20 protein-coding genes and 1 pseudogene are annotated in these 18,371 nt (G+C 69.8%); 9 read left to right on the forward strand and 12 right to left on the reverse strand.

Annotated features, from left to right (window positions below; genetic code table 11):
• Nucleotides 1–5: 5 nt before the first annotated feature.
• Nucleotides 6–395, forward strand: coding sequence for a hypothetical protein (locus tag ABJD39_RS09515; protein ID WP_348607609.1), 390 nt, complete (start codon nucleotides 6–8; stop codon nucleotides 393–395).
• Between the two features lie 364 nt (nucleotides 396–759).
• On the opposite strand, the gene cofH is transcribed toward ABJD39_RS09515, so the two are convergent.
• On the reverse strand, nucleotides 760–2,151 hold the full coding sequence (cofH, locus tag ABJD39_RS09520) for a 7,8-didemethyl-8-hydroxy-5-deazariboflavin synthase subunit CofH (protein WP_348607612.1): 1,392 nt from the start codon (nucleotides 2,149–2,151) through the stop codon (nucleotides 760–762).
• A 57-nt stretch (nucleotides 2,152–2,208) separates the two neighbouring features.
• Complete coding sequence (locus ABJD39_RS09525; RefSeq protein WP_348607615.1) at nucleotides 2,209–2,499, reverse strand: hypothetical protein; 291 nt, start codon at nucleotides 2,497–2,499, stop codon at nucleotides 2,209–2,211.
• Between the two features lie 343 nt (nucleotides 2,500–2,842).
• Between ABJD39_RS09525 and ABJD39_RS09530 the strand changes: the two genes are divergently transcribed.
• A complete protein-coding gene (locus ABJD39_RS09530; protein WP_348607617.1) occupies nucleotides 2,843–4,294 on the forward strand; it encodes an FAD-binding oxidoreductase in 1,452 nt (483 codons plus the stop codon).
• A 73-nt stretch (nucleotides 4,295–4,367) separates the two neighbouring features.
• Nucleotides 4,368–5,387, forward strand: a complete 1,020-nt coding sequence (locus ABJD39_RS09535; RefSeq protein ID WP_348607619.1) for a phosphoribosylaminoimidazolesuccinocarboxamide synthase — start codon at nucleotides 4,368–4,370, stop codon at nucleotides 5,385–5,387.
• Nucleotides 5,388–5,429: 42 nt separating this feature from the next.
• Here ABJD39_RS09535 and ABJD39_RS09540 read toward each other — a convergent pair whose 3' ends face one another.
• Together ABJD39_RS09540 and ABJD39_RS09545 are read right to left on the reverse strand one after the other, a co-directional pair.
• Nucleotides 5,430–5,576 (reverse strand): hypothetical protein, encoded by a 147-nt coding sequence (locus ABJD39_RS09540; RefSeq protein ID WP_348607622.1) that lies wholly within the window; start codon nucleotides 5,574–5,576, stop codon nucleotides 5,430–5,432.
• Between the two features lie 50 nt (nucleotides 5,577–5,626).
• Nucleotides 5,627–6,553 (reverse strand): formyltetrahydrofolate deformylase, encoded by a 927-nt coding sequence (locus ABJD39_RS09545; protein ID WP_348607625.1) that lies wholly within the window; start codon nucleotides 6,551–6,553, stop codon nucleotides 5,627–5,629.
• A gap of 122 nt (nucleotides 6,554–6,675) precedes the next feature.
• Here ABJD39_RS09545 and purS point away from each other — a divergent pair, with 122 nt between their 5' ends.
• The 3 genes from purS to ABJD39_RS09560 all read left to right on the forward strand — a co-directional run bounded on the left by purS (nucleotide 6,676) and on the right by ABJD39_RS09560 (nucleotide 9,330).
• Nucleotides 6,676–6,930, forward strand: coding sequence for a phosphoribosylformylglycinamidine synthase subunit PurS (purS, locus tag ABJD39_RS09550; protein ID WP_348607628.1), 255 nt, complete (start codon nucleotides 6,676–6,678; stop codon nucleotides 6,928–6,930).
• A 111-nt stretch (nucleotides 6,931–7,041) separates the two neighbouring features.
• Nucleotides 7,042–7,719, forward strand: a complete 678-nt coding sequence (gene purQ / locus ABJD39_RS09555) for a phosphoribosylformylglycinamidine synthase I (RefSeq protein WP_348607631.1) — start codon at nucleotides 7,042–7,044, stop codon at nucleotides 7,717–7,719.
• Between the two features lie 171 nt (nucleotides 7,720–7,890).
• Entirely contained in the window at nucleotides 7,891–9,330 is a 1,440-nt protein-coding gene (locus ABJD39_RS09560; RefSeq protein ID WP_348607634.1) for a right-handed parallel beta-helix repeat-containing protein, read from the forward strand.
• 32 nt (nucleotides 9,331–9,362) lie between these two features.
• On the opposite strand, the gene ABJD39_RS09565 is transcribed toward ABJD39_RS09560, so the two are convergent.
• The 3 genes from ABJD39_RS09565 to ABJD39_RS09575 form a co-directional block, all read right to left on the reverse strand.
• Nucleotides 9,363–9,542 carry a hypothetical protein gene (locus tag ABJD39_RS09565; RefSeq protein ID WP_348607637.1) on the reverse strand — a complete coding sequence of 60 codons (180 nt, stop codon included), beginning with the start codon at nucleotides 9,540–9,542 and terminating at the stop codon, nucleotides 9,363–9,365.
• A gap of 225 nt (nucleotides 9,543–9,767) precedes the next feature.
• A complete protein-coding gene (locus ABJD39_RS09570; RefSeq protein WP_348607640.1) occupies nucleotides 9,768–10,889 on the reverse strand; it encodes an archaeosine biosynthesis radical SAM protein RaSEA in 1,122 nt (373 codons plus the stop codon).
• Between the two features lie 101 nt (nucleotides 10,890–10,990).
• A complete protein-coding gene (locus ABJD39_RS09575; RefSeq protein ID WP_348607642.1) occupies nucleotides 10,991–11,413 on the reverse strand; it encodes a VanZ family protein in 423 nt (140 codons plus the stop codon).
• 139 nt (nucleotides 11,414–11,552) lie between these two features.
• On the opposite strand from ABJD39_RS09575, the gene ABJD39_RS09580 reads away from it, so the two are divergent.
• Complete coding sequence (locus ABJD39_RS09580) at nucleotides 11,553–13,481, forward strand: aldehyde ferredoxin oxidoreductase family protein (RefSeq protein WP_348607644.1); 1,929 nt, start codon at nucleotides 11,553–11,555, stop codon at nucleotides 13,479–13,481.
• A gap of 199 nt (nucleotides 13,482–13,680) precedes the next feature.
• Nucleotides 13,681–14,064, forward strand: coding sequence for a hypothetical protein (locus tag ABJD39_RS09585; RefSeq protein WP_348607647.1), 384 nt, complete (start codon nucleotides 13,681–13,683; stop codon nucleotides 14,062–14,064).
• Here ABJD39_RS09585 and ABJD39_RS09590 read toward each other — a convergent pair.
• From ABJD39_RS09590 to ABJD39_RS09610, 5 genes and pseudogenes are all read right to left on the reverse strand, one after another.
• On the reverse strand, nucleotides 14,008–15,285 hold the full coding sequence (locus tag ABJD39_RS09590; protein ID WP_348607650.1) for an MFS transporter: 1,278 nt from the start codon (nucleotides 15,283–15,285) through the stop codon (nucleotides 14,008–14,010). The genes ABJD39_RS09585 and ABJD39_RS09590 overlap by 57 nt on opposite strands.
• Before the next feature lie 88 nt (nucleotides 15,286–15,373).
• Nucleotides 15,374–15,709: an AzlD domain-containing protein gene (locus tag ABJD39_RS09595; RefSeq protein ID WP_348607653.1), complete on the reverse strand. Its 336-nt coding sequence runs from the start codon at nucleotides 15,707–15,709 to the stop codon at nucleotides 15,374–15,376.
• The gene (locus tag ABJD39_RS09600) at nucleotides 15,709–16,461 is read right to left on the reverse strand and encodes an AzlC family ABC transporter permease (protein ID WP_348607656.1); all 753 of its coding nucleotides are present in this window, start codon (nucleotides 16,459–16,461) and stop codon (nucleotides 15,709–15,711) included. The genes ABJD39_RS09595 and ABJD39_RS09600 overlap by 1 nt, the downstream gene beginning before the upstream one ends.
• Before the next feature lie 117 nt (nucleotides 16,462–16,578).
• Nucleotides 16,579–17,040 carry a hypothetical protein gene (locus ABJD39_RS09605; RefSeq protein ID WP_348607659.1) on the reverse strand — a complete coding sequence of 154 codons (462 nt, stop codon included), beginning with the start codon at nucleotides 17,038–17,040 and terminating at the stop codon, nucleotides 16,579–16,581.
• Nucleotides 17,041–17,375: 335 nt separating this feature from the next.
• Nucleotides 17,376–17,654: pseudogene (locus ABJD39_RS09610) on the reverse strand (ubiquitin-like small modifier protein 1); the annotation flags it as partial.
• 297 nt (nucleotides 17,655–17,951) lie between these two features.
• On the opposite strand from ABJD39_RS09610, the gene ABJD39_RS09615 reads away from it, so the two are divergent.
• Nucleotides 17,952–18,350: a DUF5778 family protein gene (locus ABJD39_RS09615; RefSeq protein WP_348607662.1), complete on the forward strand. Its 399-nt coding sequence runs from the start codon at nucleotides 17,952–17,954 to the stop codon at nucleotides 18,348–18,350.
• The last annotated feature ends 21 nt before the right edge of the window (nucleotides 18,351–18,371 follow it).

The following is an 18,371-nucleotide window of genomic DNA, read 5'->3' on the forward strand; positions in this document are numbered from 1 at the left end:
GAGGCATGGACGTGGACCTGGACCTCGGTATCCCGCGCGGCGTGCTCGAATCGCTCCCCGACGACGACGGCGCCGCCGAGCAGGACATCCGGCGCGCCGTCGTCGGCTACCGACAGGCGCTGGAGGACGGCTTCGCCGACGCCGCCGACGAGGCGGAGGCCGCCGCGGTCGCGGTCGACTTCTTGGAGTACGCCGAGGACCGCGCGGAGATCTACGACGAGTTCGTCCCGGAACTGCGCGCGTGGGGGCAGTCGCCCATCTACGCGATCGCGTGGCGCGACCTCTATATCGAACTGGCGGCGCAGGTGTACGAGGTCGACTGGCTGGCCGAGCGCATCGACCGGGAACGGAACTATCGGCTCGTGGACGACGGGATCCGGTTCGGGAAGGACTGATCAGGGTTCGTCGACCGTCTTCGTGGCGATCTGACCCCGGCAGCGACAGCGACGGCGACGACAGCCGCGACAGCGACGGCGACGACCGCGAAAGCCCCCGGCCGCCTCGCGGTCGAGTCCTCGCCGCGCTCCTCGGTCGCTCACTCCGTTCGCTCCCTGCGGTGCTCGCGTCGGAGTCTCCCGCGAGACGGCCGGCCCCTTTCAGTCCCACCCGTTGCTTGGACGGTCGATCGTCCCCGGCGGACTGACTCGTGAACAGCCGCGGTCAGTCGGTCCGTCGTCGAACCGCGTCAGTCGTCCGCGGTCGCCGCGTCGCCCGCGCGTTCGCTCACGGGTCGTCCCTCTCCCCGTTCACATCGAGGCCTCACTTCGCTCGGCCTCGCTCCGCGCGCTCGCGTTCGCTGAGGAGGGGGGTCCCGTCGGATCTCGGGCCGAGCGTCGGTCCGAAGGGCGGGCCGTCGTCGGGGTCGATCCGGCGGCGTTCGCGGTAGTCGGTCGAGCGCTCGACGGGGATCCGGCCGACGGAGGTGATCAACTCGACGTAGTCGTCGAAGCTGCGGAATTCGCCATAGGAGCCGCCCGCGCGCTTGGTGATCTCCTCGGAGAGGATGGTGCCCATGAAGTCGTTCGCGCCACAGGAGAGGGTCTTGAGCGCCTTCTCGTCGCCGTACTTCACCCACGAGGTCTGAACGTTCTCGATGTTGTCGAGGAAGAGCCTGGAGACCGCGATCAGGAGTTCGTCCTCGGCGTCCGTGGCGCCGCCGTCGACGACGCCGTGCTCGTACAGCGGCGTGCGCTCGTGGACGAACGAGAGGGGGACGAACTCCGTGATGCCGCCGGTGCGGTCCTGGAGGTCGCGCACCCGCTTCAGGTGCATCGCGCGGTGCATCTCGTTGTCGACGTGGCCGTACATGATCGTCGCGGTGGTGTCGAGGCCCGCGGCCATCGCGCCCTCCATCGCGTCGATCCACCCTTGGGTGTCGATCTTCCCGGGGCAGATCACGTCCCTGACCTCGTCGACGAGGATCTCCGCGGCCGTCCCGGGCGCCGAGTCGAGGCCGGCGTCAGCGAGCGTCCGGTACACCTCCTCGTAGCTCCAGTCGGTGCCGCGGCGGGCGTGGTACGCCTCCTCGGGCGTCATCGAGTGGAGGTGAACGCCGTCGACGCTCATCGCCGCCATCTGCTCGACGTAGGTGCCCGGATCGGTTGCGTACGCCTCCGGGGGCTTGTAGTTCGCCGCGCTCGCGGCGTCGTCGATCTCACGGAGGATCTCGTGGTGCTCGTCGTTTAGGGCGAACGCCGGGTGCAGTCCCGAGACGGACGTGACCTCGTAGACGCCGCGCTCGACGGCCGCCCGGACCGCCGCGCGCGACTCCGCCGGCGTCTTCGTGAACCCCGCGTGCTCGTGCCCGTAGTCGGCCTCGAACTGGTGGGCGGTGTCCTTGAAGTTACAGAACAGACAGCCCGTGTTGCAGGCGGTCGTGACGTTGTTGTTGAGGTTCGCGACGAACGTCACCTCGTCGCCGACGACCTCGGCGCGCCGGCGGTCGGCCGCCTCCAGCACCGCCTCCTTGCGTTCGCGGTCGATTCCGGGGGCGTCGCTGCCGGTCGTGAGCAGTTCGACCGCGTCGTCGACCGTCAGCCGGGCCCCGTCACGCGCCTTCGCCAGCGCGTTCTCGAACGACTGGTCGGTCTCGGGGACGTGCTCGAACCCGAGATCGTCGGGGTCGAGGTCGGCCGCTGACGGTCGCGTCATCGTCGGATCGGTGTGGGTACGGTGTGAAAAACGGGGCGGTCGCGGCCACCCTGACCGTCACGCTCGGACGTGTTCCAATATCTGGAGAAATCGGAACGCGAGCTCGTTCCGCTGGGCGTACGTCGAGGCCGCCGTCGCCCGCAGCTCGTCGACGCGGTCGGCGTACCCGTCGTTGACGACCAACTCGAGCTCGGCGTCCGTCCGCGAACCGAAGTCGGTCGCGACCTCCCGGAGGGCGGCCTCGGACGCCGGCGGAACGTTCGGGCTCCAGAACTGGAACCGGTGCGTCTCGGCGGGTCCGAACACGCGGTCGACGTACCGCTCCGCGTGCTTGAACTTCCTCGCCACCCGCTCGCCGTTCTCCTCGGCGGTGCCGTAGCCGAGGCCGCGGAGGTGGGTCGCGACCTCGCAGGGATGACCTCCCGGTCGCCGCTCGGTTGGATGCCGATCACGTCGACCTCCGTCTGTTCGCCCTCCAGCGGGGAGTGCTGTCCGTACGCGACGATCTCGCACTCCTCGATCAGTTTGAGGTAGGCACCCACCAGCATCTCTCCCGCCCTCGGTTGCGTCGCCATGTGCGGGCTCTCTCGGCGCCCGGAGTAAACGTAGCGGGGAGCCACACGGCGATCGATCCGGGGTGGGACCCATCGCACCGACGCGTTGATGACCGCTCGGATACGCGAGTGTGATAATGTCACGCGAGAGAGCGACGGACGGGCCGCCGGATCCACCCCGCTACGAGGTGGGGTTCCTCGCGGACCTCGAACTGGCAGGGGAGATCAGCCTCGGCGACTCCGACCGCGCGGAGCACGCGAGCGACTACGCCACCGACGACGCCGACGCGGTGCGGCCCGACGCGGTCGTGTACCCGGAGTCGACCGCGGACGTATCGGCCGTCGTCGCCGCCGCGGACGACCGCGGCGTCCCCGTGACCGCCTACGCCGCGGGCACTGGGTTGGAGGACGGCGCGGTCCCGGCACACGCGGGGATCAGCCTCGACATGACCCGGATGGACGCGGTCCACGAGATCCGGCCGGACGACCTTCAGGTCGACGTGGGCCCGGGGGCCATCGGCGCCGACGTGGACGAGGCGGTCGCGGCGAACGGCCTGTTCTTCCCGCCGCTTCCCTCCTCGGGCGATATCTCCACGGTCGGCGGCATGATCGCCACCGACGCCTCCGGCATGCGGACGGTGAAGTACGGCGAGGTGGCAGACTGGGTGCTCGAATTGGAAGTCGTCCTCGCGGACGGGTCCGTCACGACCGTGGGCTCGAAGGCCGCGAAGTCGTCCTCCGGATACAACCTGAAGGAGCTGATCGTCGGCAGCGAGGGGACCCTCGGGATCGTCACGCGCGCGACGCTCGAACTCGCGGGCAGACCCGAGCAGATCAGGGGCGGCCGGGCCACCTTCCCGACGCTCGACGACGCGACCGCCGCCATCTCCGACGCCGTCACCGCCGGCGTCGACGTGGCCAAGATCGAGCTGTTCGACGCCGAGACGGCGATGCTCGCGAACGACTACAGCGACGCCGACCTCCCCGAGTGCCCGATGGTCTTCGTGGAGTTCCACGCGAACCACGGGATCGACGAGGAGATCGACTTCTGCCGGGCCGTCTTCGAGGCCCACGGCGTCGAGGAGTTCGAGATGGCCGGCGGCGAGCGCATGGAGGAGCTGTGGCAGGCGCGCAAGGACATCACCTACGCGGCGGAGGCGTACGACCCCGACCGCGAGATGGGCCAGCCGGGCGACGTGACCGTCCCCATCGGCTCGTACCCGGAGATGATCCGGGCGGTAAAGGACGTCGCCGACGAGTACGACCTGTTCGTCCCGTGCTTCGGCCACGCCGGCGACGGCAACCTCCACTACTTCGTCCTGCAGAACCCGGACGACCACGACGAGGTCGCACGCGCGGAGGCCGCCTACGGCGAGTTGGTCGAGCGCGCCCTGGAGTTGGGCGGCACCGCCACCGGCGAACACGGCATCGGCGCGGGCAAACGGAAGTATTTGGAACGGGAGCACGGCGCCGCAGCGGTCGGGGCGATGCGGGCGATCAAGGAGGCGCTCGACCCGAACGGGACGCTCAATCCCGGGAAGGTCGTGCCTGACGAGCAGCAGCCGCGATCGACCCACAAACGTGGATAAATAGGATCCAGTCTCCGCTGAGATACGCACGTGAGTGGAAGGGTTCTTGCCCTCCCCGCCCGCGCTCTCCACCATGACGAGCGTCAAGGAGTTCGTCGTCGAGCGCGAGCCGACCGCCGACGGCCTCGGCGCCGGCCGGTTCGCCTTCACCGACGACTACTCGGTCTTCGATTGGGGGAAGATGCCCGACCCGATCCCGGGAAAGGGGGCGTCCCTGTGCACGATGGGGGCGGACAACTTCGAGCTGCTGGAGGACGCCGGGGTCCCCACGCACTACCGCGGGGTCGGCCCGAACGCCGAACCGCTGTCGGCCGTCGACGAACCGCCCCGCGAGCTCGCCATCGAGCTGGCGACGGTGCCGGATCTCCCCTTCGTCGACGGCGCGTACGACTACGACGCGTTTCACGAGGAAGCCCGCGAAGCCGCCGGCTCCGTCGTTCCCCTCGAGATCGTCTTCCGCAACACCGTCCCCGTCGGCTCCAGCCTCCGATCGCGGGCGGCCCCCAGCGACGTGGGCCTCGACCACGAGGAATGGCCGGCCGAGGTCGTCGACCTCCCCGATCCGGTCGTGGAGTTCTCCACGAAGTACGAGGAGCAGGACCGCTACCTCGACGCCGACGAGGCCGATCGGATCGCCGGCGCGGCGCCGCTGACGGAGCTGGAATCGGTCGCCCGCGAGGTGAACGACCTGGTCACCGAGCGCGCCGCCGAGGCGGGGTTCGTCCACGAGGACGGCAAGATCGAGTGCGTGTACGCCGACGGCGAGGTCCGCGTCGCCGACGTGGTCGGGACGTTCGACGAGAACCGCTTCGCGTACGACGGGCAGGAGGTGTCCAAGGAGGTCGTCCGCCAGCACTACAAACAGATCGCGCCCGAATGGGTCGAGGCCGTGAGCGACGCGAAAGCGCGCGCGGGCGAGGAGGGCGTCGCCGACTGGCGGCCGCTGTGTGCGGTCGATCCCCCCGCGCTCGACCAGAGCGTGATCGAGCGCGTCGCGGACATGTACGCCGCGGGGACGAACGCGTACACCGGCAGGGAGTGGTTCGACGCGCCGGCCGTCGGCGACGCGGTCGACGCCGTCCGCAACCTCTGAGCGGCCGAACGGATTGCGGTGTCGGCGGTCGATCCGGCTCCCTCACAAGGCGGGCAGCGGATCGGGCAACGAGCCGAGCAGGTCGGTCGTGTAGTACAGCAGCAGCGCCAGCGCGACGAGCGCCACGACCAACAGAAACAGTGTCAGGGCAGCGTCGACGGTCCCCGACGCACCGGAGCGCCCCGGCATAGATATCGAGTGAAGGGGCCGTGGCCGCTAAACGGTGCCGGCGATCGCCCTCACTCCGGTCCCGCCGCGACGCCGCCCAGATCGTAGGCGTCCGGATCGACGCCCTCGCGGAAGTGAGTGCGGCCGCGCCGGACGACGATGGCATCGTCGAGGTGCGCCTGTAGCCCGGCGACGAGGGCCTCGGCCTCCAGCGGCTGGCCACGTTCTTTCAGATCCTCGGGACCGTCGTCGGGGGCGACAGAGAACGCCCGTTGGGCGATGATCGGCCCCTGATCGAGGTCGGTCGTCACGTAGTGGGCGGTGGCGCCGTGGACGCGCGCGCCGCCCTCGACGGCCTGCCGGTACGCCTCCGCGCCGGGGTACGCCGGCAGCAGCGAGGGGTGGACGTTGAGGATGCGCCCCTCGTAGCGGAAGACGATCTCCGGCGAGAGGATGCGCATGAACCGCGCGAGCACGAGACAGTCGACGTCGTACTCGTCGAGCACGCGCAACAGCTCGCGCTCGTCGTGGGAGCCGCCGTCGTCGCCCACGTCGACGAACGGCACGTCGTACTCGTCGGCGAGCGACCGGAGGGTGTCGTGGTTGCCGATCATCACCGGCACCTCCGCGTCGAGGGTGCCGTCCTCGCACGCCTCGAGCACGGCGCGCGGGGCGTGTGCCTCCTTCGTCACGAGCAGCGCGGCCTTGCGCGCCGCGTCGGCGTCCGCGAGGCGCACTCGGATGTCGACGCCGAGCTCGGTTCCGAGGTCCTGCAGGTCCTCCTCCAGCGTCGCGGGCTTGCACACCATCCCGTCGGTGTCGGCGTGCAGGCGCATCCGGAACACCCCGCCGCGCACGTCCTGGTCCAGGTCCTCGATGTTGCATCCCCGCTCGAACAGCAGCGAGGTGACGCGGGCGACCAGTCCCGTCGCGTCGTCCCCGACGACGACGATCTCGGTGTCCCAGCGCCTCGGATTCGGGCGGTCGGCCGCGGTCATACCGACTGTTTCCTCTCCCGCGAGTAAACAGGTGTCGCTCCGCGCGACGACTGCCGTACACGAACGTGGATATCGAATCCGTCCCGAAACGGATTTTGCGCATGAACTCGCAGAGTCGAACGATGACCGGTTACACCGCCACGGTGACGGTCCGCCTGAAGCACGGCGTGCTCGACCCGGAGGCTGAGACGACGCAGCGGGCGCTCGAACGGCTCGGCTTCGAACTGGATGACCTGCGCTCGGCCGACCGCTTCGAGATCGACCTGGACGCCGCCGACGCCGACGAGGCGGGCGAGCGCGCCGGCGAGATGGCCGACCGGCTGCTCGCGAACCCGACCATCCACGACTACGAGGTGGCGGTCGAGGAGCGCGAATGACGGTCTCGGTTCATCCGACTGCGACGCTCAGTGGCCGTCTCCCCGGAGGTGGGACGGCGTGACAACGGTCGTTTCACTCCCTGCTCACGAACTCCACCGGGGGTGGAGTTCGTGACCGTCGCAGTCGTCCAGTTCGGCGGCTCGAACTGCGATCGCGACGCCGTCCGCGCGCTCGCGCACCTCGACGTCGACGCCGAGCGAGTCTGGCACAAGGACGGCCTTCCGGACGACACCGACGGGATCGTCGTTCCCGGCGGCTTCTCGTACGGCGACTACCTCCGCGCCGGCGCGATGGCCGCCCGGCAGCCGATCATGGCGGACGTCCGTGACGCAGCCGAGTCGGGAACCCCCGTGCTCGGCGTCTGCAACGGCGCCCAGATCGGGTGTGAGGCCGGGCTCACCGAGGGTGCGTTCACGACGAACCGCTCGGCGCGCTTCCAGTGTGAGCACGTCCACCTGCGCGTCGAGCGCGCGGACACGCCATGGACCGCAGCCTACGACGAGGGCGACGTGATCGAGGTGCCGATCGCCCACGGCGAGGGTCGCTTCGAGATCCGGGGGGACCGTCTCGAGACGTTGGAGGCGGAGGATCGTGTCCTCTTCCGCTACTGCGACGCCGACGGGAACGTCACCGACGAGGCGAACCCGAACGGGTCGACCGCCAACGTCGCGGGCGTGCTCGGCGCCCACGACACGGTCGCGGTGATGATGCCTCACCCCGAGCGCGCGACCCTCCCGGACGTGGGCGGGACGGACGGGCAGGGCGTCCTCCGCGCGTTCGCGGAGTAGCGACTCCGACGGCGAGACGGACCGCAGTAAGCCGTTCATACTACTGACTAAAGCACCCGAATTCGGCGGGTAGATCACCCTCGGACCGCGGGCTGAGACGAGCTGTATCAGTAGCTCCTTACCTACGTTGACGGCTGTATAACAATCCGGATACGAGCCGGGTGTTCGGTTGTGAATGACGACCGACGGTCCCTCCTCCGTCGACTTGCCGTCCTCTCGGCCGGCGTCGGTCTCGCAGGCTGCGGGTCGGTGACCGACCCCGGGCCGGGCGAGGACGACACACCGACCGAAGGGGCGACCCGAACGACCGAAGGGGCGACCCGAACGACCGAACGATCGACGCCCGGACGGCTCGCCAACGAGTGGGGGTTCGACGACGTGGTCGACCTCGTCGATGCGGGCGCGGATCCGACGGGGGAGACGCCGATCGACGACGTGTTCGAGGACGCCATAGGGGCGGAGACGCTCCTGTATCTCCCGCCGGGGACGTACCGCCTCGAGGGATCGGTCGCGGCCGACGACGCCTCGCGGATCGGCCTCGCGGGCGACGACGCGACGGTCGTTCCGCCGGACGGCAACGACGACGTCCTGTTCGGGTTCGGCTGGTCCGAGCCGATCGACGCGGCGTTCTGCCGGGGGATCACCTTCGATTTCACCGCCGAGAACACAGGCGGACGGCCGCTACTCGCGCGCGCGAACGACGCCGTCTTCATCGAGGACGTCACGGTTCGAGGAGAGGCGGATGTCGACCAGGACCTCGTTCGCGTCGACGTGACCGGCTCGGGCGGTTCGGGAATGGTCAGGCGGCTCCACCTCCCCGACGGCGCGCTGGGTGACACCAAGGTAACCGGCTGTGAGGTCGGCGACAGCAACCGCGGCGACGTGTCGTTCGTCGACTGTCAGATCGACGGCTTCCCCGACAACGGCCTGTACGCGAACCCGCCGAAGGGAAGCGTCCACGTGATCGGCGGGCGCTACCGAAACAACGGGATAGCCGGCGTTCGTGTCGAGGTCGACGACGACGCGATCGTTCGGGGAGTCCACGTCCGCTGTGACGACGCGGAGGGGGCCGGCCAGAACATGCGAGGGATCCGCCTCCGTGCGGGTCACTCGGTCCTCGTCGAGGACTGCGTCGTCGAGATGTTGGAGGTCACCTCCAGTGACGGCGGGATCACGTTCGCCTCCGAACTGGGTGGCGGGACCGTCAGGAACTGCCTGATACGCGTCGACGCCGACGACGTGAACGGGCTCCGGATCAAGCGCGCTGCCAACGCCGAGAGTCAGCACGGGCCGTTCGTTTGCGACTCCATCACTATCACCGGCACCGCCAGCGGCGGCGGCGCCATTCAGGCGTCCGACCGGACCGGGCTGTCCTTCCGCGACATCTGTATTCACCAACCCGGTGCCGACCGAGACGGACTGCACGCGGACTACGTCGACGGGGAGTTCGTCGACTCGCGGGTGTCGGTGACGGGCGACGCGTTCGTCCTCACCGAGTCGCGGATCGACCGGCGAAACGTGACGGTGGCGGACGGCACGGCGGACGACGATGGTGGCGCCAGCTCCTGCGGGGCTGCCGACGTCGGCAGCGACGAGTCTATCGACGTCTGAGCTGCGGGCGTCCGATACGGCGACTCGTCCGCTTACTGCGCGCGCTCGGTCGCGGCCGACTCGGCGCCGGCGCGGTGCCGTTCGAGCGGTCCGACGACCGTTCCACATCCCGGACACACCGGGTAGCCGAGGCCATCGTACTCGATCCCGAACGACGGGGCCGATGCCCCACAGTCGTCGCAGGTGAAGATCGCTCGGTCGACTATCTCCATGTACGTGTCATATGAAGCCAAGGTACATAATTGTATGCCGAGCGTCTGACGACGGTGGAACGGACGTGTGAACCACCCAACAACCCGGTATTCCGAAACCCGTGGCTGTTCGAGTCGATCACGACTGTGAACCGAGAGTCCGGGCCGGCCGGGCGACCGACCCGACGGCGCCGGTAACCCGGCCCGATGGTGCTGTTGACTGACCCGGGGGTGCCCGCTCCGGACTCAGCGCGCCAGCGGCTGATTGAACCCGGTTTCCTCCTCCAGCACCAGTTCCCAGGTCCGTTCGCACTCGCAGGACACCTGCTCGAACACCGACGGGTCCTGTCGGAGGTCGAAGTCCTTGATCGCCGTCTGGACGCGGTCGTCGCACTCGCCGCAGTTGTGGGGGCCGCGGTCGGAGCCGGCGCCGACCGGGTCCGAGACGACGATCGCGTCGGCGTCCGCGGTGCGCTCCAGCACGGCGGCGACCGACCACAGCCACGGCGGGCGGTAGCCGCCGCGGAAGTGCAGTTCGTCGACCATCGTGTACCGCTGGACGTTGCAGGGGTTCATCGAGACGGTGTGGCAGTTGTCGACCGCGGCACAGCGCTCGACCGAGGAGATCATGTCGTCGAGGGCCTCGGATTCCGCGAGGAACGGCGGTTTCATCAGGAGGTACGCCTTCACGCCGGCGCCGGCGTCCGCGGCCTCCGCGCAGGCGTCCTCGAAGTCCGAGAAGGCGAAGTACTTGTTTACGCAGTCGTGGCGGACGCGGTCGGTGGCGGTTTCGAGCCCGACCGCCACGTCGGTCTCGAGGCCGTGGCCGGTGAACTCCGAGAGCTTCTCCGCGGAGACGAAGTCGGGCAGCGACTCAACGACCATGCGCTCGCGGTCTGCGAACGTCTCGGCGATGGCCCGGCGGCTCTCGGCGGGTACCTCGCGCTCGTCGAGGAACGAACCGGAGGTGTAGATCTTGATCAGGTCGGCTCGCTCGGCAGCGTCGACGGCGTCGCCGTCTTCGCGTGGCGTCTCCGACGCCCCGATGTTCTCGGCTTCGTGCTCCAGACACACGTCGATCTGGTCCATCAGCGCCTCGTGGGAGACGCTGCCGCCCTCGACGGACTCGGCGACGTAGCCGCACATCGTACAGCCGCCCGCGCGGGCCCACCGACAGCCGCCGGTGTTGAGGATGATCGTGAGGCTGGTCTTGACGCCGTCGGGGGTGTTGTCCTCGTCGAGCCACACGCGGGTGGGCTCGTGGGCGTCGTACGTCTCGTCGCGCTCGGCGCGGATGTCGCGCATGACCGCGTTGTGGGCGTCCATCCCGCGGTCCCGCTCGTGGACCTCGGGGCTCGGCTGGCTCATTGTCTGGTCTGGGCGGCAGCCGCGGAAAACCGCTTCGCTCACGCGACGCGGGTTCGCACTGGCGACTGTTCACCGCCCTCGTGGCGTCGCCAACGTCGTCGCTACGGGTCGCCGCCGCGCCGCCGCCACAGCAGCGCCCCGACGACCGCGCCGACGGCGTTGGCGATGCCGTCGAGCAGGGAGGGGTCGCGCCCGGGGACGGTACCCTGCGCGAACTCGACGCCCGCGCCGACCGCCGTCGCCGCCGCGGCGACGCCGACGAGCACGATGATCGACGGCCCGTTCCCGTCGGGTCGTAGACTGTTCCCGTCGCGCCGGAGCCGCGCCGGGAGCGCTCGCCCCAGGGTGTACGCGACGGCGGCGTAGCCGACGCCGTGGACCAGTTTGTCCGCCCCCGACGGCACCGGAACTCCGTCGACCGCGGACGCCTGGCCCGACGTCGTCGACATCGGCACGAGCGACGAGGTAACGACGATACCCGTCACCGCGGCAAATATGACGAGCCGTCGAACGCGGGTGTCCATCGATCGGATCCGGCGACTGCACGGGAAAAACCCACCCCATCTCGACGCGGACGGCGACCGGAGTGTGTAACCAACTACGGTTACGCCGCTGTGGCAACGGCTAACAGAATCCGGTCCCATATAACTAGCGTAGATTACCATGACAGACCTCGGTGGCTTTCAGGACCACGTCGCGCACGTGGACCTCTCGGCGGGCGACGTATCGTACGCGGGTATCGACGACGAGGACGCGAAGAAGTACATCGGCGCGCGCGGCCTCGGCGTGAAATATGTCTTCGAGGCGGGACCGGACGTGGACCCGCTGGGCCCGGAGAACCGACTGGCGTTCATGAACGGGCCGCTCACGGGCACGCAGACCGTGATGAGCGGCCGAATCGCGGTCGTCACGAAGTCCCCGCTGACGGGCACCGTCACCGACAGCCACCATGGCGGCTGGTCGGGTGCGCGACTGAAGTGGTCCGGCTTCGACGGCCTCGTCTTCGACGGCGCCAGCGACGACCCGGTGTACGCCGTCGTCGAGGACGGCGAGGTCGAACTGCGCGACGCCTCTCACGTGGCGGGCATGGGCGTCCACGACACCATCGACACCCTCGGCGAGGAGGTCGACGGCACCGTCGGCCGCAACGTCTCGGTGATGGCGATCGGTCCCGGCGGCGAGAACGGCGTCAAGTACGCCTGCATCATCAACGAGGACGACCGCGCGTCCGGGCGCGGCGGCACCGGCGCGGTGATGGGCTCGAAGAACCTCAAGGCGGTCGTCGTCAAGTCGGGTACCAGGATGCCCAAGCCGGCGAAGCCCGACGTGTTCCAGGAGGGGTATCAGCAGGCGATGCAGGTCATCCAGGAGTCCGACGTGACCGCGCCCAACGAGGGCGGCCTCTCGCTGTACGGCACGAACGTCCTGATGAACGCGGGCGAGGAGATGGACGGCCTCCCGACGAAGAACGGGAAGTACACGTCCACGGCCGCGATGCGCGACGCCGAGGGCGCAGACATCGACGCCGAGCGCGTCTCCGGCGAGAACGTCCGCGAGAACATCCTCGTCGACGAGCCGACGTGTCACTCCTGCCCGGTCGCCTGCAAGAAGGAGGTCGAGGTGTCGGTGATGCACAAAGGCGAGGAGCTGAACGTCCGCACCGAGTCCTACGAGTACGAGTCGGCGTACGCGCTGGGCCCCAACTCCGCACACACCGAGCGCGACGAGATCGCCGTCATGATCGAGCGGTGCAACGACATGGGCGTCGACACCATCGAGATGGGGAACATGATGGCCATGGCGATGGAGATGTCCGAGGAGGGCAAGCTCGACGACCTCGACGAGCAGCTCGACTGGGGCGACACCGAGCGCATGATCGACCTCATCGACGAGACGGCCCACCGCGAGGGCGAACTCCCCGACGCGCTCGCCGAGGGCGCCAACGGGCTCTCCGAGCGCTTCGACGCCCGCGAGAACTCCCTGGACGTGAAGGGACAGACCATCCCGGCGTACGACCCGCGCTGCATGAAGGGCATGGGTATCGCGTACGCGACCTCCAACCGGGGAGCGTGCCACCTGCGCGCGTACACGCCCTCGGCCGAGATCCTCGGCATCCCGCAGAAGGTCGACCCCTACGAGTACGAGGGTAAGGGTGAGCTCACCGCGACGTTCCAGGACCTGCACGCCATCTCGGACTCGTTCGACATCTGCAAGTTCAACGCCTTCGCCGAGGGGATCGAGGAGTACGTCATGCAGTACAACGGCATGACGGGCCTCGACGTGACGGAGGAGGACCTGTTCGAGGCGGGCGAGCGGATCTACACCCTCGAGCGCTACTACAACAACCTCAACGGCTTCGACGGCGCGGACGACTCGCTGCCCGCACGGTTCCTCGAGGGCGGTATCCCCGGACAGGGCGCCTCCGAGGGCGAGTACTGCGAGCTGCCGGAGATGAAAGCGGAGTACTACGAGGTCCGCGGCTGGGTCGACGGCGTCGTCCCCGACGAGAAGCTGGACGAGCTCGGCATCGACATCGGGCCGGGCACGGGCGTCTCCTCGGGCGACTCGGGCGTCGCGCCCGCTGACGACTAGCGACCACTTTTCCGGGGGCATGTCCTCGCGCGCCTCCGGCGCGCTGCGGCCAGACCCCCGCAAAACCCGTCGATGATCAAAAGGCCGCTCGCTCGGGCCTGGCGGCCCTCGCTCGCGGTACAACTGCTGGTGCTCAGTGGCTTCTTGGGTCCGACGCTCATCGCCCCGATTTATCACCCCTCCGGGAGGATCGCGACCCGTGTCCAGCGAGTCCCCGCCCACCCTCCGACAGTCGCTGAGTTCCCGAACCGGGATCGCAGCGGTCGTCCTGTTCGTCCTCGTCAGTCTCTATGCGATCCTGATACAGGCGCAGATCCTCGCGATCGTCTACTACGCCTCGGTCGCGCTGCTGCTGTGGCTGCTGTACCGCTTCGTCCGCGCCCACGAGCGCATCGCGGTCGCGCAGGAGCGCCGCGCCGCGGCCGCCGCGAGCGACCGGCGGCGCGACGAGGACCAGTCGACCGCCGGCGGCGACGCGACCGCCGACCCGGCGCCGACGGACGCCGACGGCGTGGACCGTCCCGCCTCAGGCGTCGCCGAACCGGGCGATCAGCCAGACGGTGAGCGCGACCGCGAGGAGTGAGACGCCGGCGACCGCGAGGAACGCTGCCCGACGCCCGGCCGTCTCGATGAGGTAGCCGAACGCCGGCGGCGCGACCGCGTTGCCGAGCATGACGCCGACGGTGATCACCGCGAAGCTCGTTCCGGTCGACCCCGTCGGCGCGAACGCGTCGGTCAGCTTCGAGCGCGCCGGCCCGGCGATCGAGCGCGCGCCGCCGACGAGGAGGACGAGCCCGACGGCCGCGAGCGGGCCGACGGTCCCGAGCGCGAACACACCCACGAGGACGCCCACGGTCGCGAAGCTGGCGATCAGCACCGGCCCGGCGCTGATGCGGTCCGAGAGGTCGCCCCCGACGAAGACGGCGACCGCGCCGACGAGGTACGAGCCCGTGAGCGCGAGGTTCGCCCGCGACAGCGACAGCCCGTAGCCGTCCTGCAGGAAGACGACGACGTAGCTGGTGAATCCCCAGCCCGAGGTGGAGCTGACCAGCGCCAGCAGCGCCAGCGCGAGCACGCCCGGCGCGGCCGCGAGCTCCCGGAGGTACGCTCGCGTTCGCGCGATCCACGAGCCGCGCGAGCGGGAGCCGGCCGAATCGGCGCCGTCCGCGTCGCCGTCGGCGGCCACGTTCGGCGCGGTGACCGCGTCGTCGACGCGGGCGGCGAACAGCCACGTGACGGCGACGGCGTACACGAGTCCGACGGCGCCGATGAGACCGACGCCGATCCGCCAGGAGTAGCCCGCCGAGACGACGCCCGCGATGAGCGCGGGCGGGGTCGCGAAGCCGACCGATCCGCCGAAGCCGTAGAGGCTGTAGGCTCGGCCCATCAGGTCGTCGGGCGTCGCATCGGAGATGAGCGGGTAGTGAGCGGGGTGGTGCCCCGCGACGCCGATGCCGATGACCGCCTGCGCGACGAGGAGCCACTCGTAGGTGGGAGCGGCGGCCGCGGCGAGCACTCCGACCGCCCCGAGCACCGACGAGAGGCCGAGCGCGATCGTTCGGTCGTAGCGGTCCGCGAGCCGGCCGAACGGGAGCTGAAACGCGGTGTTGGTCGCGCCCTGGACGCCGAGGGCGACGCCCAGCGCCGCCAGCCCGACGGTGAACTCCCCCGAGAGCACCGCCAGGATCGGCGGGAACAACACGAGATACGCGTGGTTGAGGTACTGCGAGGCGGAGACGGCGCCGACGACCACCCACGTCTCGCGTGGCGCCCGTCGGGCGGCCGACAGCAGCGACTCGGTCATCGGCGGGCGTTCCGCCGGGAGGGAGGTGTACGCGCGCCCTCCGGCAAGCGCCGCCGTCTCCGCCCGGCTCCGGTCGTCGGTTCCGAGGTCACAACAGGAAGCGCGCGAGGTGGAGTCCGGCCATTCCGGCGGCGACCGTCCACAGCACGTCCTCCGTCCGCCAGGCGGCGGCGATGGCCGCGGCGCCGCCGAGCAGCTCCGGCGTGAGCGCCGCCTCGACGGTCGCGCTCGCGGGCGCGAAATCAGGAGCGACGAGCGCCGCCAACACCGCGGCGGGAACGTACACGAGCGCGCGCTCCAGCCACGGGGGGACCTCGTCGACGCGACCGAACAGGTGGATGAACGACAGCCGGATCGCGAACGTCGCCAACCCGCCGGCGACGATCACCGCCCAGATCGACAGCGGCCCGTAACTCGTCGCCATCAGTGTCCCTCCGCGGGGTCGGAGTCGCCTCCTTCGCCGCCGGCACCGGCGCTTCCGAGATCCGACTCCTCGAGTGCGATCCCCGTCGCGACGCCGACGACGGCACCGACGATCAGCCCGGCGTTGAACGGGAGGCCGGCGCCGAGCACCGCGACCGCGCCCGCGACGACGGCGGCCCCGAGGCTCGGCGCGTCGGAGACCGCGGGGACCAGCAGCGCGAGAAACACGAGCGGGACCGCGAAGCCGAGGCGCCAGCTGTCGGGGACGGCGGCGCCGAAGACGACCCCGACGACGGTGCCCGTCTGCCAGACGATCCACAGCGTGAGCGCGACGCCGAGATAGTAGTACGGGCGCCGGGTCGTCGTACTACGGTCGCGGTCGCCCGCGTAGCGGGCCAGCGCCAGCGCGTACGCCTGGTCGGTGAGGACGTACGCGCAGCCGGCGCGCACGCGTGCCGACAGCTCGCGGAAGTACGGCGCGATCGACGCGGAGTACATCAGCATTCGGAGGTTCACGACGACGACGGTGAGCACAACGACGCCGAGGGCGGCGTCGCGCCCGAGCAGATCGATGGCGGCGAGCTGGGAGGCGCCGGCGAAGACGACGACCGAGAGGCCGACCGTCTGCAGCGGGGTGAGTCCCGCCTCGACGCCGGCGACGCCGGCGACGAGGGCGAACGGAACGATCCCGAGCAACAGCGGGAGCGCGTCGCGGATCCCGTCGCGCAGGTCGGGGGGAACGCGGCTGTCCATGTGTGTGCGGCGGCGCGCGCACTCAAGGGGGCACCGGTCTCGGCAGCGGAAGCGGGGGACGGCTCGCGCTTGTGGGGAGATGATCCTTGGCGACGGCGACTGCCGCTTCGCGGACGATCACCCTCCGATGACGACCGCTTCGCGAAGCTCTAACGCCGACTCGAACTCCCGCCGTCGGCGTCGCTTCGTCCCGAGCCGCAGGAGGTGCTGCTCGTGGGCCCGTCGGAGCGCGTCGGTCTCGCGGCGCTTCAGGCCGAGCTCGTCGCCGATCTCGCTCCAGTGGCCGTCGGGGACGAGGTACGTCGCGGTGCCGGTGTCGTCGGCGTCGTCGGCCTCGTCGACGCACTCGTAGCTCCGGTCGTACTCCTCGCGTCGCGCTCGGAGGTGCTCGTCGGCGGCCCGGAGGAGTTCCGGGAGACGTCCGGCGCCGACGCTGGCCGTCGCCGCCGCGATCATGAGCGCGTTGGGATCGATCGGGTGTCCCGCCGCTCGTGTGTCCGGATCGTACGACGTATCGGCCGCGTCGTCGGCCCTATCGGGGTCACCGTCGCCGTCGCCACCGTCGTCGCGACCGGACATCACCCACCGGCGCGCATCGCCTTCTGTCCGAAGCGATCGACCAGGTCGTCGAGCACAGCGGGGTCGCCCTCGAAGGTGACCGTCACCTCGGTGAGCGTGATGGCGCCCGCGGCGGCGACTTTCTCCGCGGCGACGGACGCCCGCCAGCCGTCGCCGACGACCTCCCGTACCTCCTCGTCGGGGCCGCCGGCCTCGCCGCCGAGGTGCCGAAGATACCGAACCGCGAGGCGCCGCGAGATGCCGCGGTACGCCTCGACTCGGCTCTCGGTCTCGTCGCCGCCGTCGGTCCGCGCGCCGGAACCGCTGGGGTCGTCGCCAGCGCGGTCGCAGTCGACGGCGCCGCCGGCAACCGGCGGGAACACCGCGAGGGTGTCTCCGTCGGAGACCGCGGTTTCGACGCCGTCCATGTGGAGGACCTCGCGGCCGTTCAGCAGGACGTTGATCTGGGGCTTGAGATCTCCGTCCTCGAGTAGGTTGCCCGCGAGTCCGTCGTACTCGGACTCAAGCGCCGTGAGCACGTCCCCGACGGTGCTCGCGTCCGGAAACGAACGGTCGACGATCTTCGAGCCGACCGCCTCCCGAAAGGTAGCGAAGAACTTCAGCGTGAGCTCCATGCGGACACGTGGGTGGAGGCGAACAAAAAGCTACGCGGGGAGTGCGCGGTCGAACGCAGTGAGACCGCGACAGCGAACGGCGAACGGGGTGAGCCGTGAGAAGTGCGAGGCCGAGCGAAGCGAGGCCCCGAAGCGAACGGGGAGCGAAGGCGAACGGGGAGCGAAGGCGACCCGCGAGCGAGTACGAGCCCGACCGAAGGGACACCGCGAGGCGAACGGGGAGGAACGACCCGCGAGCACGGCGCGGTCGACGCGAAAACCGTCATCGGTATCACTCCGGTGAACCGACAACGCGGTATGACCGACGCTATCGACCAGGACCTCTACGAGCGGACGAAGGCGCTGTTGGAGCCGGGCGACATCGAGCTCCTCGGGATGGTGGTCCACACGTCGCTGGGCGGACAGGAGGACCTGGAGATGCAGGAGCTCACCGTCGATCTCAACGAGGTCATCGCCGAGCACGCCGGCAAGGGCGAGTCGTACATCTACGCCGGCAACGACGACACGGACTTCTCATCGAACCAGTTTCAGGGGCTCACCCTCGAGGACGAGGAGTTCGTCTGGGAGTGCCAGCAGCTGCTCCGCGAGGGGACGTTCGACCTCGTGTTCTACTACGAGGCGGGCGTCGACCAGGGGGCGCTCGGCGAGGACGTGCGCGCGCTCGACGGCGTCACCGACGTGACGCTCGTTCCCTGAGGGGATCTGCGGTCCGGTATC

It is taken from the genome of Halobaculum rarum (assembly GCF_040025155.1).
Taxonomy (GTDB): domain Archaea; phylum Halobacteriota; class Halobacteria; order Halobacteriales; family Haloferacaceae; genus Halobaculum; species Halobaculum rarum.